18 protein-coding genes are annotated in these 24,773 nt (G+C 72.1%); 7 read left to right on the top strand and 11 right to left on the bottom strand.

Annotation, left to right across the window (positions count from 1 at the left end):
- The first annotated feature begins 45 nt into the window (after window positions 1–45).
- Window positions 46–747 (top strand): nitroreductase family protein, encoded by a 702-nt coding sequence (locus ACIGFK_RS13530; RefSeq protein ID WP_400051693.1) that lies wholly within the window; start codon window positions 46–48, stop codon window positions 745–747.
- Between the two features lie 82 nt (window positions 748–829).
- On the opposite strand, the gene pruA is transcribed toward ACIGFK_RS13530, so the two are convergent.
- Window positions 830–2,461 carry an L-glutamate gamma-semialdehyde dehydrogenase gene (gene pruA / locus ACIGFK_RS13535; RefSeq protein WP_376656545.1) on the bottom strand — a complete coding sequence of 544 codons (1,632 nt, stop codon included), beginning with the start codon at window positions 2,459–2,461 and terminating at the stop codon, window positions 830–832.
- A 31-nt stretch (window positions 2,462–2,492) separates the two neighbouring features.
- Complete coding sequence (locus ACIGFK_RS13540) at window positions 2,493–3,419, bottom strand: proline dehydrogenase family protein (protein ID WP_376656544.1); 927 nt, start codon at window positions 3,417–3,419, stop codon at window positions 2,493–2,495.
- A 160-nt stretch (window positions 3,420–3,579) separates the two neighbouring features.
- On the opposite strand from ACIGFK_RS13540, the gene ACIGFK_RS13545 reads away from it, so the two are divergent.
- Together ACIGFK_RS13545 and ACIGFK_RS13550 are read left to right on the top strand one after the other, a co-directional pair.
- Complete coding sequence (locus tag ACIGFK_RS13545; RefSeq protein WP_376656543.1) at window positions 3,580–4,770, top strand: PucR family transcriptional regulator; 1,191 nt, start codon at window positions 3,580–3,582, stop codon at window positions 4,768–4,770.
- 98 nt (window positions 4,771–4,868) lie between these two features.
- A complete protein-coding gene (locus ACIGFK_RS13550) occupies window positions 4,869–5,846 on the top strand; it encodes an NAD(P)-dependent alcohol dehydrogenase (protein ID WP_386464701.1) in 978 nt (325 codons plus the stop codon).
- 7 nt (window positions 5,847–5,853) lie between these two features.
- Here the strand turns inward: ACIGFK_RS13550 and ACIGFK_RS13555 are convergent, their stop codons facing one another.
- On the bottom strand, window positions 5,854–6,768 hold the full coding sequence (locus ACIGFK_RS13555) for a hypothetical protein (protein ID WP_400051696.1): 915 nt from the start codon (window positions 6,766–6,768) through the stop codon (window positions 5,854–5,856).
- A 139-nt stretch (window positions 6,769–6,907) separates the two neighbouring features.
- Window positions 6,908–7,489: a TetR/AcrR family transcriptional regulator gene (locus ACIGFK_RS13560; protein WP_386464698.1), complete on the bottom strand. Its 582-nt coding sequence runs from the start codon at window positions 7,487–7,489 to the stop codon at window positions 6,908–6,910.
- Window positions 7,490–7,591: 102 nt separating this feature from the next.
- On the opposite strand from ACIGFK_RS13560, the gene ACIGFK_RS13565 reads away from it, so the two are divergent.
- Window positions 7,592–9,160 (top strand): MFS transporter, encoded by a 1,569-nt coding sequence (locus tag ACIGFK_RS13565; protein WP_376656539.1) that lies wholly within the window; start codon window positions 7,592–7,594, stop codon window positions 9,158–9,160.
- Between the two features lie 155 nt (window positions 9,161–9,315).
- Here the strand turns inward: ACIGFK_RS13565 and serA are convergent, their stop codons facing one another.
- The 6 genes from serA to ACIGFK_RS13595 all read right to left on the bottom strand — a co-directional run bounded on the left by serA (window position 9,316) and on the right by ACIGFK_RS13595 (window position 19,022).
- Window positions 9,316–10,905 carry a phosphoglycerate dehydrogenase gene (gene serA, locus ACIGFK_RS13570; protein WP_376656538.1) on the bottom strand — a complete coding sequence of 530 codons (1,590 nt, stop codon included), beginning with the start codon at window positions 10,903–10,905 and terminating at the stop codon, window positions 9,316–9,318.
- A 266-nt stretch (window positions 10,906–11,171) separates the two neighbouring features.
- Window positions 11,172–12,173 (bottom strand): ketol-acid reductoisomerase, encoded by a 1,002-nt coding sequence (gene ilvC / locus ACIGFK_RS13575; protein ID WP_376656537.1) that lies wholly within the window; start codon window positions 12,171–12,173, stop codon window positions 11,172–11,174.
- Between the two features lie 99 nt (window positions 12,174–12,272).
- Complete coding sequence (gene ilvN, locus ACIGFK_RS13580; RefSeq protein WP_376656536.1) at window positions 12,273–12,797, bottom strand: acetolactate synthase small subunit; 525 nt, start codon at window positions 12,795–12,797, stop codon at window positions 12,273–12,275.
- Between the two features lie 31 nt (window positions 12,798–12,828).
- On the bottom strand, window positions 12,829–14,715 hold the full coding sequence (locus ACIGFK_RS13585; protein ID WP_376656535.1) for an acetolactate synthase large subunit: 1,887 nt from the start codon (window positions 14,713–14,715) through the stop codon (window positions 12,829–12,831).
- Window positions 14,716–14,918: 203 nt separating this feature from the next.
- Window positions 14,919–17,792 carry a putative bifunctional diguanylate cyclase/phosphodiesterase gene (locus tag ACIGFK_RS13590; protein WP_376656534.1) on the bottom strand — a complete coding sequence of 958 codons (2,874 nt, stop codon included), beginning with the start codon at window positions 17,790–17,792 and terminating at the stop codon, window positions 14,919–14,921.
- Window positions 17,793–18,074: 282 nt separating this feature from the next.
- Window positions 18,075–19,022: a 2-hydroxyacid dehydrogenase gene (locus tag ACIGFK_RS13595; RefSeq protein ID WP_400051701.1), complete on the bottom strand. Its 948-nt coding sequence runs from the start codon at window positions 19,020–19,022 to the stop codon at window positions 18,075–18,077.
- Window positions 19,023–19,095: 73 nt separating this feature from the next.
- Between ACIGFK_RS13595 and ACIGFK_RS13600 the strand changes: the two genes are divergently transcribed.
- The 3 genes from ACIGFK_RS13600 to ACIGFK_RS13610 all read left to right on the top strand — a co-directional run bounded on the left by ACIGFK_RS13600 (window position 19,096) and on the right by ACIGFK_RS13610 (window position 21,676).
- A complete protein-coding gene (locus ACIGFK_RS13600) occupies window positions 19,096–20,103 on the top strand; it encodes an aldo/keto reductase (protein ID WP_376656532.1) in 1,008 nt (335 codons plus the stop codon).
- A gap of 139 nt (window positions 20,104–20,242) precedes the next feature.
- Window positions 20,243–21,448, top strand: a complete 1,206-nt coding sequence (locus tag ACIGFK_RS13605; protein ID WP_400051739.1) for a PQQ-dependent sugar dehydrogenase — start codon at window positions 20,243–20,245, stop codon at window positions 21,446–21,448.
- A gap of 39 nt (window positions 21,449–21,487) precedes the next feature.
- The gene (locus ACIGFK_RS13610; RefSeq protein WP_376656531.1) at window positions 21,488–21,676 is read left to right on the top strand and encodes a DUF6191 domain-containing protein; all 189 of its coding nucleotides are present in this window, start codon (window positions 21,488–21,490) and stop codon (window positions 21,674–21,676) included.
- Here the strand turns inward: ACIGFK_RS13610 and ACIGFK_RS13615 are convergent.
- Complete coding sequence (locus tag ACIGFK_RS13615) at window positions 21,639–24,701, bottom strand: AAA family ATPase (RefSeq protein WP_400051703.1); 3,063 nt, start codon at window positions 24,699–24,701, stop codon at window positions 21,639–21,641. The genes ACIGFK_RS13610 and ACIGFK_RS13615 overlap by 38 nt on opposite strands.
- Window positions 24,702–24,773 lie beyond the last annotated feature (72 nt).

Below are 24,773 nucleotides of genomic sequence, written 5' to 3' on the forward strand. Positions count from 1 at the left end.
ACGCGGCTCTGGCGGTCTGGACCATTGCCCCGGCAGACTCGCCCCATGTCGCCCGATACCGAAGCCTGGACCCCGATCCACGGCCTGCCGTACCGTCCTGCGCCCTACCGCCCCGCACGGATGCCCGCCGGGGAATCCCTCGCGCGCGCCGCCGAGTTGCGGGCGCGGATGGACGAGCGCAGGACCGTGCGCCACTTCTCCCCCGACCCCGTGCCCGAGCAGGCGGTCCGCGACGCCGTCGCGTGCGCCACGACCGCACCCTCCGGGGCGCACCAGCAGCCGTGGACCTTCGTCCTGGTCAAGGACCCCGCCGTACGGCAGCGGATCCGGGCCGCCGCCGAGCAGGAGGAGGAGCTCTCCTACGACGGCCGCCTCGGCGACGAATGGCTCGCCGCCCTGCGCCCCCTCGGCACGGACGCCGTGAAGACCCACCTCACGGACGCTCCGGCCCTGATCGTGGTCTTCCAGCAGCGCTACTGGCTCGGCCCGGACGGTACGAAGCGCAAGCACTACTACGTGGACGAGTCGGTCGGCATCGCGGTCGGCATGCTGCTGTCCGCCCTCCACCTGTCGGGCCTGGCGGCGCTGGTCCACACGCCGAGCCCGATGCGCTTCCTCTCCCAGGTGCTGGACCGCCCGGAGAACGAGAAGGCCTTCGCGGTGATCCCGGTGGGCTACCCGGCGGACGACTGCGAGGTCCCGGACCTGGTCCGCAAGTCCCTCGACCAGGTCATCGTGGAGGTCTGAGCACCTCAGGGCCCCGAAATGGGGACCGCCCCCGCTCCGGACTTGGGGGTACCGGAGCGGGGGCGGGGTTCTGCGGGGGCGGTCAGCCCATGTGGGGGTAGCCGTACTCGGTCGGCGGGACCAGGGTCTCCTTGATGGAGCGGGTCGAGGTCCAGCGCTGGAGGTTGGTCGCCGCGCCGGCCTTGTCGTTGGTGCCGGAGGCACGGCCGCCGCCGAAGGGCTGCTGGCCGACCACGGCGCCGGTCGACTTGTCGTTGATGTAGAAGTTGCCCGCCGCGAAGCGGAGCTTCTCCATCGCGTCCGCGGCCGCGTAGCGGTCGGCGGCGATGATCGAGCCGGTCAGGGCGTAGGCCGAGACGGACTCCATCTGGGCCAGCATCGCGTCGAAGTCGGCGTCCTCGTAGACGTGGACCGCCAGGATCGGGCCGAAGTACTCGGTCGTGAAGACCTCGTTCTCCGGGTCGGTGCACGCGATGACGGTCGGGCGGACGAAGTAGCCCTCGGAGTCGTCGTACGTGCCGCCCGCGACGATCTCGCAGGTCGGGTCGGCCTTCGCGCGGTCGATGGCGGCCTTGTTCTTCGCGAAGGACCGCTCGTCGATGACGGCGCCGATGAAGTTGGTCAGGTCGCGGACGTCACCCATGGCGATGCCGTCGACCTCGGCCGCGAAGGCCTCCTTGAAGCCGTCGTTCCAGATGGAGGCCGGGACGTAGGCGCGCGAGGAGGCCGAGCACTTCTGGCCCTGGAACTCGAAGGAGCCGCGGGTCAGGGCGGTCTTCAGGATCGCGCGGTCCGCGGACGGGTGCGCGACGACGAAGTCCTTGCCGCCGGTCTCGCCGACCAGGCGCGGGTAGGACTTGTACTTCTCGATGTTGTTGCCGACCGTCTTCCACAGGTACTGGAAGGTCTTGGTCGAGCCGGTGAAGTGGATGCCCGCCAGCTCGGGGTGGTTCAGGGCCACCTCGGAGACGGCGAGGCCGTCGCCCGTCACCAGGTTGATGACGCCCTTCGGCAGGCCCGCCTCCTCCAGGAGCTCCATGAGGAGGACCGCGGAGTGGGTCTGCGTCGGGGACGGCTTCCACACGACCACGTTGCCCATGAGGGCGGGGGCCGTCGGCAGGTTGCCGGCGATGGCCGTGAAGTTGAACGGCGTGATCGCGTAGACGAAACCTTCCAGCGGGCGGTGGTCGCTGCGGTTCCACACGCCGGCGGAGTTCGCGACCGGCTGCTCGGCCAGGATCTGGCGGGCGAAGTGGACGTTGAAGCGCCAGAAGTCGACGAGCTCGCACGGGGTGTCGATCTCGGCCTGCTGCGCCGTCTTGGACTGGCCCAGCATGGTCGAGGCGGCGAGCTTCTCGCGCCACGGGCCGGCCAGCAGCTCGGCGGCGCGCAGGATGATCGCGGCGCGGTCGTCGAAGGACATCGCGCGCCAGGCCGGGGCGGCGGCCAGGGCGGCGTCGACGGCCTCCTGCGCGTCGGCCTCGGTGGCGTTGGCGTAGGTGCCGATGACGGACTTGTGGTCGTGGGGCTGGACCACGTCGAAGCGCTCGCCGCCGCCCATCCGCTTGACGCCGTTGATCGTCATCGGGAGGTCGATCGGGTTCTCGGACAGCTGCTTGAGCTGCGCTTCGAGACGCGCGCGCTCGGCGCTGCCGGGGGCGTACGAGTGGACCGGCTCGTTGACCGGAGCGGGGACCTGGGTCACTGCGTCCATGGCTCTGCTAACTCCTTGACCTGGTTCTGGACTAGTTCTTGGTGATCATCGAGCGGACGAAGAAGAGGAGGTTGGCGGGCTTCTCCGCGAGGCGGCGCATGAAGTAGCCGTACCAGTCCGTCCCGTACGCGGTGTAGACGCGCATCCGGTGGCCTTCGGCGGCGAGCCGCAGGTGCTCCTCGCTGCGGATGCCGTAGAGCATCTGGAATTCGTACTCGTCCAGCTTGCGCCCGGCGGCCCGGGCGAGCTCCTGTGCGATGGCGATCAGGCGCGGGTCGTGCGACCCGATCATCGGGTAGCCCTCGCCCTCCATCAGGATCTTCATGATGCGGACGTACGCCTTGTCGATCTCCGCCTTGTCCTGGTACGCGACCTCGGCGGGCTCCTTGTAGGCGCCCTTCACGATCCGGACGCGGCTGCCGGCGGCGGCCAGGCGCCGGGCGTCGGCCTCGGTGCGGAAGAGGTACGCCTGGATCACGCAGCCGGTCTGCGGGAAGTCCCGGCGCAGCTCCTCGTGGATGGCGAACATCGAGTCGAGGGTGGTGTGGTCCTCGGCGTCGAGGGTCACGGTGGTGCCGATGGCGGCGGCGGCCTCGACGACCGGGCGGACGTTGGCGAGGGCGAGCTCGTGGCCGCCCTCCAGCGCCTGGCCGAACATCGACAGCTTCACGGACATCTCGACGGTCTCGCCGAGGCCGAGGACCTCGAGGCGCTCGATGAGCCGGAGGTAGGCGTCGCGGGCGGCGTGCGACTGGGCCACCTCGGTGATGTCCTCGCCGACGACGTCGAGGGTGACTTCCAGGCCCTTGCGCGTGAGGTCCTCGACGATCGGGATCACCTGGTCGACCGTCTCACCGGGGATGAACCGGTTCACCACGGGCTTGGTCACCGGGGCGGCGGAGACGATTCGGCGCATCTTGTCGCTGCGCGAAGCGGCGAGGATCACGGGACCCAGCACGGGGGCACCTCCAGCGGGTGGCAGAAGAAAAGCTCAAGTAAAACCTCCGTGAAACCTAAGGATCGCTTCGATGCTCTGCCATCGACAGCTGTCACGCATCCGTGTCCCGGATCTCATACATCTGTCTGAAGAGCCGCTCGCCGAGTGGGAGAATGTCCGGGTGAAGGGCGATTACCAGGACCTGGTGGACGAGATTTCGGCGCTGCTCGGCGCTCCGGCGACGCTGGAGAACCGGGACTTCCGCCTCATCGCCTTCGGCGCGCACGACAGCGAGGACGACTCGGCGATGGACCCGGTCCGGACCCGGTCGATCCTCACGCGGCAGTCGACGGCGGCCGTCCGGTCCTGGTTCGAGGGCTTCGGCATCGCCCGCGCCACCGGGCCCGTCCGGATCCCGGCGGCGCCCGACGCGGGGGTCTTCCGGGGGCGGATCTGCCTTCCGGTGCGCTACCGCGGCATCGTGCAGGGGTACGTGTGGCTCCTCGACCAGGAGCCCGGCCCGAGTGCCGCGGCGCTGGACGCGGCCATGGAGGTGGCCGAGCGGATCGGGGTCCTGCTCGCCGAGGAGGCGAAGGCGGGGGCCGACCTCTCGCGGGAGTTCCTGGCGGTGCTCACGGCCGGCCGGGGCTGGCAGCAGGACATGGCGGTGTCCGCCCTGCGGCTCGCCCTGGGCGCGGGCGGGGACGGGCTGCACGCGACGGTGTGCGTGGGGCCGTGGGCCGGGGAGGCCCCGGCTTCGGTGCCGGGCGCGGCGGCGGTGTGCGTGGTCCCGCGCGCGGCGGGCAGGGGTGGTGATGCGGGCGGGGCCGAGGGCGGTGCGTCCGGGGGCGGCGACCTGGCGGTGCTGCTGCGACTGCGCTCGCCGGACGCCCTGGATCCGGCCCTGGCGGCGGTGGCCCGGCTGCTCCCGGGCCCGGCCGCACCGGGAGCGCGCCCGGCGACCGCAGGCGTGGCCGAGCCCGTCCGGGGCCTCGGGGCGCTGCCCGCCGCCTGGGAACAGGCCGTCGCGGCGGCCCGCGCGGCCGCGGCGCAGCCCCGGCTCGGCCGGGTCGCGCGGTGGTCGGCCATCGGCCCGTACCGGCTGCTGGCCGCCCTGGCCGCCGACCCGGTGGACGATCCGGCGGCCCGGGCCCTGCTGGACCCGGCCCACCGCGAACTGGCCCGTACGGCCGAGGTGTTCCTGGACTGCGCGGGCCAGGCGGGGCGCGCGGCGGCGGCGTTGGGGATCCACCGGCAGACCCTGTACTACCGGATCTCGCGGGTGGAGCAGCTGACGGGCCTGGACCTGGACGAGGGCGAGGACCGCCTGCTGCTGCACATGGCCCTCAAGACGGCCCGGCTGCACGGCTGACGGCGGAGGCCGGGCCGGGGTCTCCCTAGGGGCTCTCCCCGATACCGGTGCGGCCGCAGGTCCCCTAACGTCGCGAACACGCGACTCAAGGAGGCCAGATGAAGGCGATCGTCCAGGACCGGTACGGCTCATCCGATGTTCTGGAGTTCAAGGAGGTCGACCGGCCGGCCCCCGCGGACGGCGAGGTGCTCGTGCGGGTGCGCGCGGCCTCGGTGAACGCCCGTGACTGGCACATCATGCGCGGCGATCCGTACGTGGCGCGCCTGGCCTTCGGGCTGACCAGACCGAGACAGCCGATCCAGGGCTCCGACTTCGCGGGCGTCGTGGAGGCCGTCGGCACGGGGGTCACCCGGCTGCGTCCCGGTGACGAGGTGTACGGCGAGGCCGAGGGAGGGGCTTTCGCCGAGTACGTGTGCGCCCCGCAAGGTGTGGTGGGCCCGAAGCCGGCCGGCCTGACGTTCGAACAGGCCGCGGCGGTGCCGCTGGCCGGGAACACCGCCCTGATGGGCCTGCGCGACCTGGGGCGGCTGCAGCCCGGGCAGCACGTCCTGGTCAACGGCGCCTCGGGCGGGGTGGGGACGTTCGCCGTGCAGATCGCCAAGGCGCTGGGCGCGGAGGTGACCGGCGTGTGCAGCACCCGGAACGTGGACCTGGTCCGCTCGCTCGGAGCGGACCACGTCGTCGACTACAAGCAGGAGGACTTCACCCGGACGGACCTGCGGTACGACCTCGTCCTCGACCTGGTGGGCAACCGCACGCTGGCCGACCAGCGGCGCGCGCTGACCCCCACGGGGTGCCTGGTCCTCTCCGGCGGCGGTGTGTCCGAAGGGGGCAGCCTGTTCGGCCCGATGGGCCTCCTCATCCGCGGGACGCTCATGTCCCGCTTCGGGAACCTGCGGATCCACGTCCTGACGGCGAAGCCGAGCGCGGACAACCTGGCGGCGCTGCGCGAGCTCGTCGAGCGCGGTGCGGTGACGCCGGCCGTCGACCGGGCCTACCCGCTGAGCGAGGGGGCCGAGGCCATCCGCTACCTCGAGGTGGAGCACGCGAGCGCCAAGGTCGTCATCACCTGCTGACGGGGCTTCAGCGGCGCCTGGTCCCCCGCTCCAGCGGTGCGCCGCTCGCGGAGTCGACGACGAGCCGCTCCCCCAGCGGCCGGGTGAGGGTGACGGGGACGCTCTGCTCGTACATCGCGGCGTTGCAGCCCTCGCCGGGGCCGAGGTCCTTTCCGGGCAGGATCCGTCCGGCGAGGACCACGGTGTCCGCGCCTTCCAGGACGTCGACGGCGACCCCGCCGTCACAGCCGCCGTGACCCGCCGTCACCTCGAAGGAGGTCACGTCCGGGGAGGCGGCCGAGTGGCCGAACAGCGGGGCCGTGCCCCCGTCGAAGGTGGGCAGCGGTTCGATCGGGGGCTCGGGCAGTTCCTGCGGCCGGATCGCGATCCGGGCGAGCGGGGTGTCGTAGCCCCCGACCGTGAACAGCCACGCGGGCACCCGGGCCGGGCCGCGGCTGGTGCGCACGGTGGTCTCGCCGAAGGCGGCGGCCGTGACGGTCAGGGCGTGACCGGGCTGCACGGCGGCGCCGTCCGCCCGGACCAGTTGCCCGTACGCCTCCTGCGCGCTCAGCAGGGGCAGGGTGAGCTCGGCGCCGCCGGAGTCCCAGCGGACCGGGGTGGCGGGCGGCGGACCGGCCGGCAGCCCGGTGCCCAGGACGAAGGCGCCGTTCACCGCGGCCGCCTTGTCCTCGCCCGAGCGGAATCCGCCCGGCGGCGCCCAGTCCTGTTCGCCCAACGGGTGGAAGCCTTCCCGCCACTGCCGCAGGGCCGCCGAGCCGGTCCAGGCGGCGGCCACCCGTTCCATGCGCGGCCGGGTGTCCGCGGGAGCGGTCCGCTCGGCCCCTCCCCCTCCCCCGCGCGCCGTTCCGCATCCGGCCGTCAGCAATGCCGCCGCCAGCAGGCCGCACAGCGCCGCTCCGGTTCCGGTTCTCCCTGCCGCCATCGCAACTCCCCCTCGTCCCGGTCGGATTCGGGGGTGGGACGGGGCCGGCCGGGCGGTGGTTCCGGCTCCGCTTGCGCCGCCGGGCGCCGCGCACCACTGGGCGCCTTGCACCACCGGGGGTCTCGGTCCGGCCGGCGCCCTACTCTGCCGGACGCGCCAGCGCCGCCGTGGCGGCGGCCCGCATGCCCTCGGTCAGCTCCTGGGCGCTGGGCGCCGACTCCGGGTCGAAGAGCCACTGCAGCATGAGGCCGTTCAGCAGCGCCTGGTAGAAGGCGCCGAGCGTCCGCTCCTCCCGCTCGGTGATCTCCTCCTCCGGGGTCCCGGTGAGCATCGCGATCAGGCCCCGGCGCCCCTCGGTCTGGGAGGCCGCGAGCATGGCCCGCAGGTCAGGCATCCTGTCGCCGGCCAGCGCGACCTCCAGGCTGGCCGACCAGACCGGTCCGGCTTCGTCCCGGTGCGCCAGGAAGCCCGCCCAGACGCCCTGGAACCGTTCCAGCGAGCCGCCCTCGCCCCCCACACCCTCCTTGAAGACATCTCCGAGCTCCTGCATCAGCGCGATGAAGGCCTCGGCCAGCAGGGCGTCCTTCGAGCCGTAGTGGTAGCCGATCGAGGCCAGGTTCGCGCCCGACGCCTTCACGATGTCGCGCGCGGTCGTGCGCACGAAACCCTTCTCGACCAGGCACTTCTTGGCGCCTTCAAGCAGATCTTCGCGATGTCCCATGGCGCCACCGTAGCAAGACGGGCGTCACAGACGGAAGTCCAAGACGATCGTCATGTACAGATGTCATAGACAAACGTTTATTACGTCTGTACATTCCTTCTCATGACGAACCCCAGCGCCACCGCGCGACTCGCCGGCCGCCGCGAGTGGACCGCGTTCACGGTCCTCCTGCTGCCCCTGCTCCTGGTCTCGATGGACGTCTCCGTCCTCTACTTCGCCATCCCCGCCATCACCGAGCAGCTGGACCCGAGCGCCACTCAGCAGCTCTGGATCTTCGACAGCTACGCCTTCGCCCTCTCCGGCCTGCTGATCACGATGGGTTCGCTGGGCGACCGGATCGGGCGCCGCAGGCTGCTGCTGATCGGCGCGACCGCCTTCGGCCTCGCCTCGGCCGGCGCCGCCTACGCCACGAGCGCGGAGATGCTGATCGCGGCCCGCGTGCTGCTCGGCATCGGCGGCGCCACCCTGATGCCCTCCACGCTGGCGCTCATCCGCAACCTCTTCCGGGACGACAAGCAGCGCGGCCAGGCCATCGCCATCTGGTCCGGGGCCATGACCGGAGGGATCGCCCTCGGCTCGGTGCTCAGCGGCGTGATGCTGAACCACTTCTGGTGGGGCTCCGTCTTCCTGGTCAACGTCCCCGCGATGCTGCTCCTGCTGGCCCTGGTCCCCCTCCTGGTCCCCGAGTTCAAGGACCCGGCCCCCGGCCGCTTCGACCTGCTGTCCGTCCCGCTGTCCATGGCGGCCGTGCTGCCGGTCGTCCACGGGCTCAAGGAGATCGCCGCCGAGGGCCTCGAGCCGCTCCGCCTCGGCTGCCTGCTCGTCGGCCTGGCCTTCGGATACCTCTTCGTCCGCCGCCAGCGCTCCCGCGAGGACGCGATGGTCTCCCGGGACCTGTTCCGGGGCCGCGGTTTCGGGGCCGGCGTCGGCCTCAACACGATCGCCGCCTTCGCCATGATGGGCTCGGCCTACTTCACCACCCAGTACCTGCAGTCCGTGCTCGGCATGGGCACCCTGGAAGCCGCCCTGTGGAGCCTGGCCCCCTCGGTCGTCATCGGCGCCGCAGCCCCGGTGTCCGCCGCCCTCGCCCAGAAGGTGGAGCGCGCCTTCGTCATCGCCGGCGGGTTCGTCCTCGCCTCCGCCGGATTCACCCTGATGGCCCTGGTCGGCACCGACTCGCTGTGGCTGCTGCTGACCGGGGCCGGGGTGCTCGCCTCGGGCATCGTCACCGTGATGTCCCTGGTCTCGGACACGGCGCTCGCCTCGGCCCCCGCCGAGAAGGCCGGTTCCGCCGCGTCCCTGCTCGAGACCGGCCAGGAGTTCGGCGGCGCCCTCGGCATGGCGGTCCTGGGCAGCCTGGGCACCGCGGTCTACCGCAGCGACCTCGCCGCCGCCGACCCGGCAGCACGGGAGACCCTGGGCGGAGCCGTGGCCGTCGCCCACCGGATCGGCGGGGAGGCGGGCGGGCAGCTGCTGGCCCTGGCCCGGGAGGCCTTCGTGCACGGAATGCAGTACGCGGCCTGGGGCGGCACCGCCCTGCTGCTCGGCGCGGCGCTGCTCGCCGCGGCTCTGATGCGGGGAACCGCCACCCCGGCCGCAGCGGCCGCCCCCACCCCCGCCACCCGCACCTCCAGCCCCACGGCCGGCACCTCCAGCCCCGCCGGCGTTTGAGGCGCAGGGTCCGGGGCGGAGCCCCGGGGAACGGTGGAAGGGCGGATGGGGACGAGCCCCGCAGAGACCGGGCCCGAGCCGACGCACGGCCGCCAGGACACGGGAAAGGGCCCGGGGGAAGATCCCCCGGGCCCTTTCCCTCTGGTCCGTACCGGTCAGCCGAGGCTGACGGTGCGCGCGGAGACGGCGCCGATCTCGGTGGCGATGTCCGCGAGGACGTTCGCCGGGACCTCGGCGTCGACGGTGAGGACCGCGAGCGCCTCGCCGTGCTCCTCGGCGCGGGCGACCTGCATGCCCGCGATGTTCAGACCGGCCTCGCCGAGCAGCTGGCCGACCTTGCCGACCACGCCCGGACGGTCGGTGTAGCGCAGCACGACCATGAAGTCGGCGAGCGCCAGGTCGACGTCGTACTCGCCGACGCCGACGATCTTCTGAAGGTGCTTCGGGCCCGCGAGCGTGCCGGAGACCGAGACCTCCTGGCCGTCCGACAGGGTGCCGCGGACGGTCACCACGTTGCGGTGGTCCGGGGACTCCGAGCTGGTGGTCAGGCGCACCTCGACGCCGCGCTCCTGCGCGAACAGCGGGGCGTTGACGTAGGAGACGGTCTCGTCGACGACGTCCTCGAAGACGCCCTTGAGCGCCGAGAGTTCGAGCACCTTCACGTCGTGCTGGGTGATCTCGCCGCAGACCTCGACGTCGAGCCGGACCGCGACCTCGCCCGCCAGGGCGGTGAAGATGCGGCCGAGCTTCTCGGCGAGCGGCAGGCCCGGACGGACGTCCTCGGCGATGACGCCGCCCTGGACGTTGACCGCGTCCGGCACGAGCTCACCGGCGAGGGCGAGGCGCACCGACTTGGCGACGGCGATACCGGCCTTCTCCTGGGCCTCGTCCGTGGACGCGCCGAGGTGCGGGGTGCAGACGACCTGGTCGAGCTCGAAGAGCGGGGAGTCCGTGCAGGGCTCCTTCGCGTACACGTCGAGTCCGGCGCCCGCGACGCGGCCCTCCTTGATGGCCGAGTACAGCGCGGCCTCGTCCACGATCCCGCCGCGCGCGGCGTTGACGATGCGGACGGACGGCTTCACCTTGTGCAGGGCCTCGTCCCCGATGAGACCGAGGGTCTCCGGGGTCTTGGGCAGGTGCACGGTGATGAAGTCGGCGACTTCGAGGAGCTCGTCCAGCGCCAGCATCTTGACGCCCATCTGGGCGGCGCGCGCGGGCTGCACATAGGGGTCGTACGCGACGATCTTCATGCCGAAGGCCGACATGCGCTGGGCGACCAGGACGCCGATGCGGCCGAGGCCGACGACACCGAGGGTCTTCTCGCTGAGCTCGACGCCCGTGTACTTGTTCCGCTTCCACTCGCCGTTCTTCAGGGCGGTGTTGGCCTGCGGGATGTTGCGGGCGGTGGCGACGAGCAGGCCGCAGGCGAGCTCGGCGGCCGTCACGATGTTCGAGGTCGGGGCGTTGACGACCATCACGCCGGCCTTGGTGGCGGCGGAGACGTCCACGTTGTCCAGACCGACGCCGGCACGGGCGACGACCTTCAGCTTCTTCGCCGCGGCGATGGCCTCGGCGTCGACCTTGGTGGCGGAGCGCACGAGGATCGCGTCGACGTCGGCGATCGCGGGCAGCAGCTCGGCGCGGTCCGCGCCGTTGCAGTGCCGGATCTCGAAGTCCGGGCCGAGCGCCTCGACGGTCGCGGGCGACAGCTCTTCGGCGATGAGTACGACAGGTTTCGAGCTCACGTGGGTCATCCTCACAAGTCCAGTGCGGACGGCCGTCCCGACGGCCGCAGGCGGTGGAGGGGGTAGCCGCGTGGAAGACGCACGACACTGTGGGCCTGACGCGTATGTGTTGAGCAGTGTAGTGGCGGCAGCGGACCGGATTTCCGCCTGTACGGAAGGATCACCCGTCCGTGGTTGGCCGCGTTGGACAAGCCGGGGCCTCGGGGCCCGTCCGGTGATGCGCGGCGGGGCCGGGACGCAGTGTCCCGGCCCCGTCACTCAGCCGATCAGCTCTCGTCGCTGTCGACCCAGCTCATGAGCTTGCGCAGCTTCTTGCCGGTGGTCTCGAGCAGGTGCTCGGAGTCGGCCTTCTTGTACTCGTTGTACTTGGGCAGACCGGCCTTGTACTCGGCCATCCACTCCTCGGCGAACTTGCCGGACTGGATCTCCTCCAGGACCTTCTTCATCTCGGCCTTGGTGGCGTCGGTGATGATGCGGGGGCCGGTGATGTAGTCGCCCCACTCGGCGGTCTCGGAGACCGACCAGCGCATCTTCTCCAGGCCGCCCTCGTACATCAGGTCGACGATGAGCTTCAGCTCGTGCAGGCACTCGAAGTACGCGATCTCCGGCTGGTAGCCGGCCTCGGTCAGCGTCTCGAAACCGGCCTTCACCAGCGCGGAGGCACCACCGCAGAGAACGGCCTGCTCACCGAAGAGGTCGGTCTCGGTCTCCTCGGTGAAGGTGGTCTTGATGACACCGGCGCGGGTGCCGCCGATACCGGCCGCGTAGGAGAGGGCCAGGGCGAAGGCGGAACCGGAGAAGTCCTGCTCGACGGCGGCGATGCAGGGCACGCCGCGGCCTTCCTCGTACTGGCGGCGGACCAGGTGGCCCGGGCCCTTCGGGGCGACCAGGGCGACGTCCACGTTGGCCGGGGGCTTGATGAAGCCGTAGCGGACGTTGAAGCCGTGGCCGAAGAAGAGCGCGTCGCCCTCCTCCAGGTGCTCCTTGATCGACTCCTCGTAGATCTCGGCCTGGAGCGGGTCCGGGGTCAGGATCATGATGACGTTCGCCCACGCGGCCGCCTCGGCCACGGGGACGACCTTCAGGCCCTGCTCCTCGGCCTTCGCCTTGGACTTCGAGCCCTCCTTCAGGCCGACGACGACGTCGACGCCGGAGTCACGGAGCGACAGCGCGTGGGCGTGGCCCTGGCTGCCGTAACCGATGACCGCGACCTTGCGGCCCTGGATGATGGACAGGTCGGCGTCGTTCTCGTAGAACAGCTCGGCCACTGGGATATCTCCTTGGTGCGCTGGTGTTGCACCCACCGTACGGCGGGGAACGGAATCTGAGTTTTCGGTCTCGCTATGCGAACGTGCCGTGTCGACGCGTCAGGCGGTGCGGTCGAGCGCCCGCAGGCTGCGGTCCGTGATGGACCGGCCGCCACGCCCTATGGCGATCGTGCCGGACTGGACGAGCTCCTTGATGCCGAACGGCTCGAGCATCTTGAGCATCGCGCCGAGCTTGTCGGCGCCGCCGGTGGCCTCGATGGTGACGGCCTCCGGGGAGACGTCGACCGTCTTGGCGCGGAACAGCTGGACGATCTCGATGATCTGCGAGCGGGTCTCGTTGTCGGCGCGGACCTTCACCAGAACGAGTTCGCGCTCGATGGCGTTGTGCGGCTCCAGCTCGACGATCTTGAGCACGTTGACCAGCTTGTTGAGCTGCTTGGTCACCTGCTCCAGCGGGAGGTCCTCGACATTCACGACGATGGTGATGCGGGAGATGTCGGGGTGCTCCGTCACGCCGACGGCGAGGGAGTCGATGTTGAACCCGCGGCGGGAGAACAGCGCGGCGATCCGCGCGAGGATGCCGGGCGTGTTCTCGACCAGGACGGAGAGCGTGTGCTTGGACATGTGGGGCGTTCTCTCTCTCGGCTCTCTCGGCTCAGTCGTCTTCGTTGTCGCCGAAGTCGGGACGGACGCCCCGGGCGGCCATGACCTCGTCGTTGGAGGTGCCGGCGGCGACCATCGGCCACACCATGGCGTCCTCGTGGACGATGAAGTCGACCACGACCGGGCGGTCGTTGATCGCGTTGGCCTCGGCGATGACCTTGTCCAGGTCGGCCGGGTCCTCGCAGCGCAGCGCGACGCAGCCCATGGCCTCGGACAGCTTGACGAAGTCCGGGACGCGGGTGCCCATGCGGGGGGCGGCGGACTCGCCGAGCTGGGAGCCGACGGTGTCGTGCCCGGTCTCGTCCGCGTGCAGCACGGTGTTGGAGTACCGCTGGTTGTAGAACAGGGTCTGCCACTGGCGGACCATGCCCAGCGCGCCGTTGTTGATGATAGCGATCTTGATCGGGATGTTGTTCAGCGCGCAGGTGGCCAGTTCCTGATTGGTCATCTGGAAGCAGCCGTCGCCGTCGATCGCCCAGACCGTGCGGTCCGGCATGCCGACCTTGGCCCCCATGGCCGCGGGGACCGCGTAGCCCATGGTTCCGGCGCCGCCGGAGTTCAGCCAGGTGCGGGGCTCCTCGTAGTTCACGAAGTGCGAGGCCCACATCTGGTGCTGGCCGACGCCGGCCGCGTAGATGGTGCCCTTCGGCGCCAGCTGGCCGATCCGCTCGATGACCTGCTGCGGCGACAGGGTGCCGTCCTCGGGCAGGTCGTAGCCCAGCGGGTAGGTCTCGCGCCAGCGGTTGAGGTCGTTCCACCAGGCGGCGTAGTCGCCCGTGTTGCCCTCCGTGGCCTCGGCCTGGACGGCCTGGATCAGGTCGGCGATGACCTCGCGGGCGTCACCGACGATCGGAACGTCCACGGCGCGGTTCTTGCCGATCTCCGCAGGGTCGATGTCCGCGTGGATGACCTTGGCGAACGGAGCGAAGCTGTCCAGCTTGCCGGTGACGCGGTCGTCGAACCGGGTGCCCAGCGCGACCAGCAGGTCCGCCTTCTGCAGGGCGGTGACGGCGGTGACGGCACCGTGCATGCCCGGCATGCCGAGGTTCTGCGGGTGGGTGTCCGGGATGGAGCCCAGCGCCATCAGGGTGGTGACGACCGGGAGGCCGGTGAGCTCGGTGAGGACCTTCAGCTCGGCGGTGGCGCCGGCCTTCATCACGCCGCCGCCGACGTAGAGGACCGGCCGCTTGGCGGCGGCGATCATCTTGGCGGCCTCGCGGATCTGCTTGGCGTGCGGCTTGGTGACCGGCCGGTAGCCGGGCAGGTCCTGGCTGGGCGGCCAGGAGAAGGTGGTCTGGGCCTGGAGGGCGTCCTTCGCGATGTCGACCAGGACCGGGCCGGGGCGGCCGGTGGAGGCGATGTGGAACGCCTCCGCGATGGTCCTCGCGATGTCATCGGCCTTGGTGACCAGGAAGTTGTGCTTGGTGATCGGCATCGTGATGCCGACGATGTCCGCCTCCTGGAAGGCGTCCGTACCGATCGCCTTCGACGACACCTGGCCGGTGATCGCGACCAGCGGGACCGAGTCCATGTGCGCGTCGGCGATCGGCGTGACCAGGTTCGTGGCGCCCGGCCCGGAGGTGGCCATGCACACGCCCACCTTGCCGGTGGCCTGCGCATAGCCGGTGGCGGCGTGGCCGGCCCCCTGCTCGTGGCGGACCAGGATGTGACGGACCTTCTTGCTGTCCATCATCGGGTCGTACGCCGGGAGGATGCAGCCGCCGGGGATGCCGAACACGGTGTCGCACCCCACCTCTTCGAGAGAGCGGATGAGGGACTGCGCACCCGTGACGTGCTCAACTGCGGCGGACTGCTGTCCGCCGGAACGGGGCCGCGGCTGCGGATGGTGGGCCCCGGTGGCCTGCTCGGTCATCGGCATTCTCTTCTCGAAGCTGAGGGTTTTACGGGATTCGGCTCTGTGCCAGTGCAACAAAAAACCCCTCGTGCCGTTGGGCAAGCGAGGGGAGCGCGTCGGGTGCGTTCAGCGGGGACATGCTGGTCCCGGCTTCAGCCGACGCGCTTTCCAAGTACGAGAATTCGGGTGCGCATGGCACCGACCTTCCCTCCGGCGGGAGGTCGATGTCAAGTAGGTGGGACGGCCGTCTCATTATGTGAGCCTCTGTGGATGACCATGGAGCCCGTGGGGGAACCACCGGCCAGGGCCGGCTGAACCGCTCCGCCCGGTACTGGGAACGTACCTCGCACGAGCGCGCGGCGCAGCCGGTATTCGTCCAGCGGGCCGGAGAAGGCCATTCCCTGGCCGTGGGTGCAGCCCATCGCGCGCAGGGCCATCACCTGCTCCGGCAGGTCCACTCCGTCCGCCACCGACCGCATGCCGAGATCGTTCGCGATCCGCAGGAGGCCGGCGGTGATCTTGTGCAGGCGGGGGGACTCGACGACGCCCTCCACCAGGCCCCGGTCCAGCTTGAGCATGTCCACGGGCAGCCGGCGCAGGGCGCTGATGGCCGCGTAGCCACTTCCGAAGCCGTCCAGGGCGATACCTACGCCGAGCCGGTGCAAAGCCGTCAGGCGGCGCTCCAGGTCGTCGAACGGCACCCTGGGGTCGGAGACGGCCAGCTCCAGGACGAGGGCCCCGGAGGGCAGTCCGTGGCTGGTCAGCAGAGCCTCGACGGAGCCCAGCGGCACGGCGCGGTCCAGCAGCCGCTGGGCGGTCATCCGCACGGCCACCGGTACGTCGTGCCCCGCGCGGTGCCGGTCCGCGGCCTCCTCCACGGCCTGCTCCAGCAGCCAGCGCCCCAGGGCGGTGCGGGAGGGGTCCGGACCGGCGGCGGGGCCCGGGGCGGCCTCGCTGTGCTCGGCGACCCGGAGGAACTCCGCCGGGGTGAAGAGGATCCCCTGCGCCGAGCGCCAGCGGGCCTGCGCGGCCACTGCGGCGATCTCGCCGGTGGCCAGCGAGACCACGGGCTGGTGCAGCAGCGCGAACTCCCCCTCGTGCAGCGCGGTCCGCAGCCGCCCCGCGAGCTCGGCCCTGCGCACGACCTCGACCTGCATCTGCGGGGCGTACAGCTCCACGCGGTCCTTGCCGCCGGCCTTGGCGCGGTACATCGCGAGATCCGCGTTGCGCATCAGGTCCGAAGGGGTGATTCCGGGGTCGGCGAAGGCCACGCCGATGCTCGCGGCGACCCGGACCTCGCTGCCCGCGATCCGGTACGGCTGGGACAGGGTGGTGCGCAGCCGGTCCGCGATCTCGTGGACCTGGTACTCGCGGGCACTGCGGTCGCGGCTCCCGTCGCCCAGGATCAGCGCGGCGAACTCGTCGCCCCCGAGGCGGGCGGCCGTGTCCCCGGCGCGCACCGAGTCCTGGAGCCGGCGTGCGGCCTCGACGAGCAGTTCGTCGCCGGCCTGGTGGCCGATGGTGTCGTTGACCGCCTTGAAGCCGTCGAGGTCGATGAAGAGCACGGCGGTGCTGTGGTCCCCCGCCCGGCGGCCGGTCAGCGCCTGGCGCACGCGGCGGGTGAAGAGGGCCCGGTTGGGCAGGTCGGTCAGCGGATCGTGCTCGGCGCTGTGCTGGAGCTGCGCCTGGAGCCGGACCCGCTCGGTGACGTCCCGGCTGTTGAGGATCAGCCCGCCCTGGTGTCGGTTGACGGTGGACTCCACGTTGAGCCACTCGCCGGCGCCCGACTTGAAGCGGCACTCGATGCGGGTGGTGGGCTCCTCGGCGGGCGGCGCGGCGAGGAAGCGGCGCACTTCGTGGACCACCCGGCCGAGGTCGTCGGGGTGGATCAGCGTGGCGAGCTCGGTGCCGACCAGCTCCTCGGCGTCGCGGCCGTAGACCCCGGCGGCGGCGGGGCTGACGTAGCGCAGGGTGCCGGTCGGTGCGGCAATCATGATCACGTCGCTGGAGCCCTGGACCAGGGAGCGGAAATGGTTCTCCTTCTGGGCCAGTTCCTGGGTCAGCGCGATGTTGTCGAGCAGCATGATGCCCTGCCGGACGACGAGGGCGAGCACGACCGTGCTGCCGGTGACGACGACCACCTTGTCGACGCTGCGGCTCTCCAGCACGTTGTAGAGGATGCCGAGGGTGCAGACGGCCGCGGCGAGGTACGGGGTGAGGGCCGGCAGCGACCGGGCGATCGGGCGGCTGACGGGGTGCGGTCCGCGCGGCTCCGCCTGCTCGTGGACGGCACCGATCCGGCGGGCGCCCCAGGGCGCGTAGGCGAGCAGCAGGGATCCCGCGAACCAGCCGGCGTCGAGGAGCTGTCCGGAGCGGTACGTCTCCTTGAGCAGCGGCGAGGTGAAGATGGCGTCGCAGAGCACCGTCAGGGCGAGGGCCGCGATGGCGGTGTTGATGGCCGAGCGGTTGGTCGCGGAGCGCCGGAAGTGCAGCACGAGCACCATGGAGACGAGCGCGATGTCCAACAGCGGGTAGGCGAGTTCGAGCGCGGCTCCCGCCACGCTGCCGGCGCTGTGCGAGCGGGCCGCCTTGGCGAGCGCCAGGCTCCAGGAGAGGGTGAGCAGCGAGCCGGCGATCAGCCAGGAGTCGAGGGCGAGGCAGACCCAGCCCGCCCGGGTGACGGGCCGCTTGGCGAGGACGAGGAGGCCCACGATGGCGGGCGGCGCGAAGCAGAGGAAGAAGAACTGGGCCGGGGACGGACTCGGCATCTCCTCGTGGATGACGACCTCGTACCAGCCCCAGACCGCGTTGCCGCAGGCCGACATCAGGGACGAGAGAGCAAAGAGCACCCAGGCGAGCCGGTCTCGGTTCGCGTGGGTGCGCGCGTACTGGTAGCAGGATGCGGCGGCGATGAAGGCCGCGGCGGCGAGGCCGAAATCGCCCATGGCGTCGGCGAGTTCGCTGCCGCCCCAGCCGAAGCCGGCGCCCACCGCGTAGCCGCACCACACCACGGCCAGGAGCACCTGGACGGCCACCGCCCGGCCGTCTCCGCCCCGCGGGACGGACGGCCGGTTCAGGAGCGCCGCCCCCGGGGCACTCACCGGTCCCCCTCGCCCACTGCTTCCGGCGCGTTCCAGTCCCGGCAGCGCCGCCTCCGGCGGCTCTGCCGCATCGGATCCTTTGTCCATTGGCCGTACATCGCCCGTCGCCCCCCAAAGTGTCCGATCACTCCCCAGCGCCAGACGTTCACGGCGCAGCCCCTTCTTCCGGACGATACACCACTTTCGTCACTCAGCGACATAGGTTCTCTACTCTCCGTCACCAATACGGGAGTTAGGCCGCCCGGGTGCACCTGCGCGGACGCAGAGCGTGCGCGCCCGGCGTCACTCGGTGACCAGCACCGTGTGCTCCACGGGCTCCCCGGCGGCGAACCGGCCGAGCTGACGCACCAGCAGCCGCTTGGCCCGCGGCTCGAACGCCGAGCTGCTGCCGCCGACATGAGGGGTGATCAGGACATTCGGAGCATGCCAGAGCGGGTGGCCGGCAGGCAGCGGTTCCGGGTCGGTGACGTCGAGCGCGGCGCGCAGCCGTCCCGACTCCAGCTCGGCCAGCAGGGCCTTGGTGTCGACGACCGGGCCGCGCGAGACGTTGACCAGCAGGGCGCCGTCCTTCATGCGGCTCAGGAATTCGGCGCCGGCCAGACCCCGGGTGGCGTCGGTCAGCGGGGTCACGAGGATCACCACGTCCGCCGCGGGCAGGAGGCCGGGAAGGTCGGCGAGGGCGTGCACGGGACCGCGCTCCGCGGTCCGCGCGGAGCGGGCGACGCGGGTGACCGGCCCGCACTCGAAGGGCACCAGGCGGTCCTCGATGGCCGAGCCGATCGATCCGTAGCCGGCGATCAGGACGGACTTGTCCGCGAGGGCGTCGTAGAAGCCGCCGCGCCATTCCTCGCGGTCCTGGCCGCGGACCATGCCGGGGATGCCGCGCAGCGAGGCCAGCGTCAGGGCGAGGGCGAGCTCGGCGGTGCTGGCCGTGTGGACCCCGACGGCGTTGCACAGCCGGACGCCGGGGCGCAGGTCGCCGAGGCCGCCCAGGACGTGGTCGATGCCCGCGGTCAGGGTCTGCACGACCTCCAGGGCCGGCATGGCCGCGAGCGGGCGCACGGTGACCTCGGCGGACTTCATGTACGGGGTCACGTAGAAGACGCAGTCGGCCGGGTCGGCCGGGAAGGTCTCCTCGCCGTCCCAGAGGCGGTAGCGGAGGGAGTCGGGCAGGCCGGCGATCTCGTCGGCGGGGAAGGGGAGCCAGACGTCCCCGGTCTTTGAGGTCATGATCACGAGGCTATGCCAAGCCATCGCGATCAAGCCGTTAGTTTGTTTTCCGGAGCGGGAGGGGGACCCAGGGGTGGAGCGCAGGTCGATCGGGGCGGGGGCGCTGGCGGTGGGGGCCGTGGGCCTCGGCTGCATGCCGATGAGCTGGGCGTACGCGCCTTCGCGGCGGCGGGGGCAGGAATCGCTGGCCGCCGTGCACACCGCGCTCGACCTGGGGTCGAACCTGCTGGACACCGCCGACGTGTACGGGCCCTTCACCAATGAGCTGCTGCTCGGGCGGGTGCTGCGGGAGCGCCGCGCCGAGGCCTTCGTCTCGGCGAAGGTGGGGCTGCGGGCGGGCGATCAGCACGTGGTGGCCGACGGGCGGCCGGGGTATCTGCGGCGGGCCTGCGACGCCTCGCTGCGGCGGCTGCGGACCGACGTCATAGACCTCTACCAGCTGCACCGGGTGGATCCGGAGGTGCCCGTGGAGGAGACCTGGGGGGCGATGGCCGAGCTGGTGGGCGCGGGGAAGGTGCGTGCGCTGGGGTTCTGCGCGCTGGGTGCGGGGGCCGGGCCGGGGGCGGGGCGGCGCGGGGACCGGGCGTACGGGACGACGCTGGCTCATCTGGAGCGGGCACAGCAGGTGTTCCCGGTGAGCGCGGTGCAGGCGGAGCTGTCGGTGTGGTCGCCGCAGGCCGCGTGGCAGCTCCTGCCGTGGTGTGCGGCGCGGGGGGTGGGGTTCCTGGCGGCGATGCCGCTGGGCAGCGGGTTCCTCACCGGGACGCTGACACCGGGCGAGGGTTTCGAGTCGCAGGACGTGCGGGCCAGGCATCCGCGGTTCACGGCGCACGCGATGGCGTCGAACCAGGGGCTGGTGGCGGGCCTGCGGCGGGTGGCGCTGCGGCACGGGGCGGAGGTCACCGCGGCGCAGGTGGCGCTGGCGTGGGTGCTGGCGCAGGGGCCGCAGGTGGTGCCGGTGCCGGGGGCGGACCGGTCGCACTGGGCGGCGGAGAACGCGCTGGCGGCGGAGGTCCGGCTCTCGGCGGAGGACCTGGCCGAGATCGCGGCCCTGCCGGCGGCGGTGGGAGCCTGGGACTGACCGGTCCGGAGTCGGCCCGACAACCACTCGATCGAGTGTACGAAGGGTGGAACCCGGGGTACGGCCGGAGCTGTTGAGACAGGTGTAGGGCACGAGTGGTGCACGGGAGGGGAGCAGGGCGATGCGGTACGGATCGGGGATGTACGGGGGCGGGGGCGCGCGGCGCCGGAGTGTGCTGGCGGCGGTGGCGGCGGCCGGGTGCGGCGCCCTGCTGGCGGCCGGGTGCTCGCCTCCGGGCGGTGCCGTGGCCGGGCCGAGCGGCTCCCCACCGGGCGCGACCGCCGCGAGCCCGGGGTCGCCGGGCCCGTCGGGGAGCCCGTCCGGGTCGCCGGCGGTCTCCGGCCCCCCGGCGAAGGGGTCGGTGACGGTGTCCGGCGAGATCGCCAAGGGCCTGGAGGCTCCGTGGGGCGTGGCCCCGCTGCCCGGCGGTGACCTGCTCGTGGCCTCGCGGGACAAGGGGACGATCAGCAGGGTCGCGGTGGGCTCGGGCACGGTGACGGAGATCGGCGAGGTGCCGGGGGTGGCGCCGGGCGGAGAGGGCGGACTGCTGGGCCTCGCGCTGTCGCCGTCCTTCGCCTCGGACCGGCTGGTGTACGCGTACTTCACGACCGAGTCCGACAACCGCATCGCCCGGATGCGCTATGACGAGCACAGACCGCCCGGCCAGCAGCTGGGTGCTCCGGACACGGTGTTCCGGGGCATCCCCAAGGGCTCGATCCACAACGGCGGCCGGATCGCGTTCGGCCCGGACAAGATGCTCTATGCGGGGACGGGCGAGACCGGTGACACCGGGCTCGCGCAGGACAAGAAGTCGCTGGGCGGCAAGATCCTGCGGATGACGCCGGACGGGGATCCGGTGCACGGGAATCCCGAACCCGATTCGGTCGTGTACTCCTACGGGCACCGCAATGTGCAGGGTCTCGCCTGGGACAAGGACAAGCGGCTGTGGGCCGCCGAGTTCGGGCAGAACACGTGGGACGAGCTCAATCTCATCGAGCCCGGCGCGAACTACGGCTGGCCCGAGGCGGAGGGGAAGGCGGGCCGGCCGGGCATGCGGGATCCGGTGGCGGTCTGGCGGACCGACGAGGCCTCGCCGAGCGGGATCGCCTGGGCCCAGGGCTCCATATGGATGGCCGGGCTGAAGGGCGAGCGGCTGTGGCGGATTCCCCTGGCCGGTGCGGAACCGATCGCGGCGCCCGAGGCGTTCCTCGAGGGGAAGTACGGCCGGCTGCGCACGGTGGTGGCGCTCGGCGGGGACAGACTGCTGCTGGTCACGAGCGAGACGGATGGGCGGGGGTCGCCGGAAGCGGGCGACGACAGGATCCTGACACTGACGGTGCAGTAGCCGGTCCGGGCCCGGGCCCGGCCTGGCGGGGAAGGCACGGTGGGCACGGTGTTCAACATGATCGAGGAGCTGTTCAATCCGGGCCGCAGGCACACGGACGAGGAGAAGAAGCGGCTGGAGCTGTCCCGGGTCGACGCCAGCGACGGCGACCCGGGACGGGGCCCGATAGACCTGGACTCCGGCAAGGTGCTCATACGCCTCGAAGAGGAGCCTCCGGCCCCGCGCTGACGGGCACGGGCGGGGCGAAGAGCCTCAGCCGGTGGGCGAGGGCGGCGGCCTCGCCCCGGCCGGCGACGCCCAGCTTGGCCAGGATGTTCGAGACGTGCACGCTCGCCGTCTTCGGGGAGATGAACAGCTCCTCCGCGATCTTGCGGTTGGTGCTGCCGGCAGCCACCAGGCGCAGTACGTCCCGTTCGCGGCTGGTCAGGCCGAGCGCCTCGGCCGGGTCTGTCCGGGGTGCGGGGGTCGCCGGGTGCGCGTCGGCTGCGGTGAGGGGGAGCCGGGCGCGCTGTGCGAGCAGGGCCAGGTCCTCGCGCAGCCGGCGTGAGCCGAGCCGTTCGGCGGTGGCATAGGCCTCGCGGAGCAGGGCGGTCACGGACTCCCGGTCGCCGCCGGCGGCCAGCATGGCCTCGGCGAGCCGGTGGCGGGCGCGGGCCAGCAGGTACGGGCGGTCCAGCGGGCGGACGGCCTCCTCGACGGCGGTCCAGTCGGCGACGGTGTCCCGGGCCTCGGCCCGCAGCAGCTCGGCGCGGACGTACTCGGCGTGGGCACACCAGACCGGGGCCGGAGTCGACAGCTGACGGGCGGCCTGCCGCAGGACGTCCAGGGCGGCCTCCCGGCCGGCTTCGGCTGCGGGGAGTCCCCGGGCGTCGGCCTCCGCTGTGGCGGAGGCGAGCAGCACCGGCCAGGCGTAGCGGTGCTGCCCGAGCGGGAACCCGTAGGCGACGGCGGCGGCCGTCTCGGCGCGGACGTCGTCGATCCGGCCCTCCCCCGCGGCCACGCCGACCGCGAGGCGGTACAGCGGTATCCGGTGCTGGGGCTGCATGTCGTGGGTGCCGAAATGGGCATGGGCGGCAGCCAGCTGCTGGGCGGCCTCGGTCAACTCGCCCCGCGCCAGCGCCAGATAGGCCAGCCGGGAGGCGGCGGAGCCGCGCGGGGCGGCGCTCTGCCCGACGAGCAGGGTGCGCAGGGCGGCCTCGGTGGCCTCGTCCCAGCGGCCGAGGCTGTACAGGCTCTCCGCCATGTTGCCGCGCACCCAGGCCTCGGTGTCCAGCAGCCGGGACTTCCGGACCAGTTCGGCCCCTTGTTCGGCCAGTTCCACGGCTTCGCGGGACCGGCCCATTCCTTCCAGCTGAGAGGTGAGATTGATATGCGCACGTCCCGCGAGCACGATGAGGCCGAGTTCGGTGGCCCGTTCCCTGACCGCGTGGATCTCGGCCAGGCCCCGTTCGGGGTCGCCGGAGTCGGTGAGCAGGCTGCCGACGGTGATCCGGGCGTTGAGCTCGATGTCCTCGGCGCCGACCATCCGCGCGTACTCGACGGCCCGTTCGGCGGCGACGATGTTGCCGGGGCCGGGGTCGTGGAGCATGCCCCAGCCCGCGGCCCGGACGAGGACCTCGGCGTGCACCTGGGACGGGGGCAGCCCCTGCACCAGCTCCTGGGCCTTGGCGATCTCGTCCCATCCGTCGCCCCGCCCGAGGCTCGCGACGAGCCGGGAGCGCTCGGTCCAGAACCAGGCGGCCCGCAGCGGGTCGTGACCGTCGTCCAGCATGCGCACGGCCGTCTTGCAGAACTTCAGGGCCCGTTCGCGTTCACCGCCGTAGCGGGCCGCCACCGTCGCCTCGGCCAGCAGGTCGAGGCGCTGGAGCGGGGTGTCCGGGTCGCAGCCGCACGGCGGGTACACGTCGGTGTAGTCCGCGGGGCGGAGCTCCTCCCGGAGCGCCTCGGGGACGCTGTCCCACAGGTCCATGGCGCGCTCCAGCAGGCGCAGCTGCTCGGAGTAGGCGTGCCGGCGGCGGGCGGCCACGGAGGCGGACAGCACGGCCGGCAGCGCCTTGGAGGGGTCGTTGGCGTGGTACCAGTAGCTGGCCAGCCGGATGACCCGCTCCTCCGCGCGGATCAGGGAGCCGTCGGCCTCCAGGGCCTCGGCGTAGCGGCGGTTGACGCGGGCGCGCTCACCGGGCAGCAGGTCGTCGCTGACGGCTTCCCGGACCAGCGAGTGGCGGAAGCGGTAGCCGTCGCCGTCGGGGGTGGCGAGCAGGATGTTGGCGCCGACGGCGGCCCGCAGCGCGTCGATCAGCGCGTCCTCCCCCAGCCCGGCGACGGCGCGCAGCAGCGGGTACTCGACGGTGGATCCGCCTTCGGCGACGATGCGGACCACGCGCTGGGCCTCGTCGGGAAGGACCTCGACGCGGACGAGGAGGAGGTCGCGCAGGGATTCGGTGAGCCCGGCACGGCATCCGTTCTCCCGGGAGGCGACGAGTTCCTCGACGAAGAAGGCGTTGCCGTCGGACCGGTCGAAGACGGAGTCGACGAAGTCCTCGTCGGGCTGAGAGGCGAGGATGCCCTCGAGCTGGCGGCGGACCTCGGCGCGGTTGAAGCGGGGCAGTTCGATGCGCTGGACGGTGCGGAGCCGGTCCAGTTCGGCGAGGAGCGGGCGCAGCGGGTGACGACGGTGGACGTCGTCCGCACGGTAGGTGGCGACGACGACGAGCCGGCCGCCGGCGAGGGTGCGGAAGAGGTAGGAGAGCAGGTGCCGGGTGGAGGTGTCCGCCCAGTGCAGGTCTTCCAGGACGAGGACGACGGTGCGGTCGGCGGCGAGCCGTTCCAGCATCCGTGCCGTCAGTTCGAAGAGCCGGGCGGTGCTCTCCTCGTCGTGCGGGCCGCGCGGGGTGTCGCCGAGTTCGGGGAGGATCCGGGCGAGTTCGTCCTCCTGGCCGGCGGCCGCGGCGGCGAGCTCCTCGGGGAGTGCGCGGTGCAGGCTGCGCAGGGCAGTCGAAAACGGGGCGAAGGGAAGTCCCTCCGCCCCGATCTCCACGCAGCCCCCGACGGCGACGACGGCGCCGCGGCGGGCGGCCTCGCAGAGGAACTCCTCCGTGAGGCGGGTCTTGCCGACCCCTGCCTCTCCCCCGATGAGCATCGCCTGCGGCTCATGGCCGGCGGCTCGCGTCAGTGCGTCGGTGAGTACGGCCAGTTCGTCGGCTCGGCCGACGAACACCGGGCTGACAGATCTGGTCTCCACGTCGCCGAGCATGGCACATGCGTACGGCCCGGCGGCACTCGATTTCGTTGCGCTCCTCATCACGTGTCAGTCCACGGGTGTCGC

The organism is Streptomyces sp. NPDC085524 (genome assembly GCF_044541755.1).
Taxonomy (GTDB): domain Bacteria; phylum Actinomycetota; class Actinomycetes; order Streptomycetales; family Streptomycetaceae; genus Streptomyces.

Bases quoted from the DNA above. Each gene is read 5' to 3' on its own strand.
- ACIGFK_RS13550 (WP_386464701.1), top strand. From the start codon at position 4,869: ATGAAGGCGATCGTCCAGGACCGGTACGGCTCATCCGATGTTCTGGAG.
- ACIGFK_RS13560 (WP_386464698.1), bottom strand. From the start codon at position 7,489: ATGGGACATCGCGAAGATCTGCTTGAAGGCGCCAAGAAGTGCCTGGTC.
- ACIGFK_RS13595 (WP_400051701.1), bottom strand. From the start codon at position 19,022: ATGACCTCAAAGACCGGGGACGTCTGGCTCCCCTTCCCCGCCGACGAG.
- ACIGFK_RS13530 (WP_400051693.1), top strand. From the start codon at position 46: ATGTCGCCCGATACCGAAGCCTGGACCCCGATCCACGGCCTGCCGTAC.
- ACIGFK_RS13605 (WP_400051739.1), top strand. From the start codon at position 20,243: ATGTACGGGGGCGGGGGCGCGCGGCGCCGGAGTGTGCTGGCGGCGGTG.
- ACIGFK_RS13565 (WP_376656539.1), top strand. From the start codon at position 7,592: ATGACGAACCCCAGCGCCACCGCGCGACTCGCCGGCCGCCGCGAGTGG.
- ilvN (WP_376656536.1), bottom strand. From the start codon at position 12,797: ATGTCCAAGCACACGCTCTCCGTCCTGGTCGAGAACACGCCCGGCATC.
- pruA (WP_376656545.1), bottom strand. From the start codon at position 2,461: ATGGACGCAGTGACCCAGGTCCCCGCTCCGGTCAACGAGCCGGTCCAC.
- ACIGFK_RS13585 (WP_376656535.1), bottom strand. From the start codon at position 14,715: ATGCCGATGACCGAGCAGGCCACCGGGGCCCACCATCCGCAGCCGCGG.
- ACIGFK_RS13555 (WP_400051696.1), bottom strand. From the start codon at position 6,768: ATGGCGGCAGGGAGAACCGGAACCGGAGCGGCGCTGTGCGGCCTGCTG.
- ACIGFK_RS13615 (WP_400051703.1), bottom strand. From the start codon at position 24,701: ATGCTCGGCGACGTGGAGACCAGATCTGTCAGCCCGGTGTTCGTCGGC.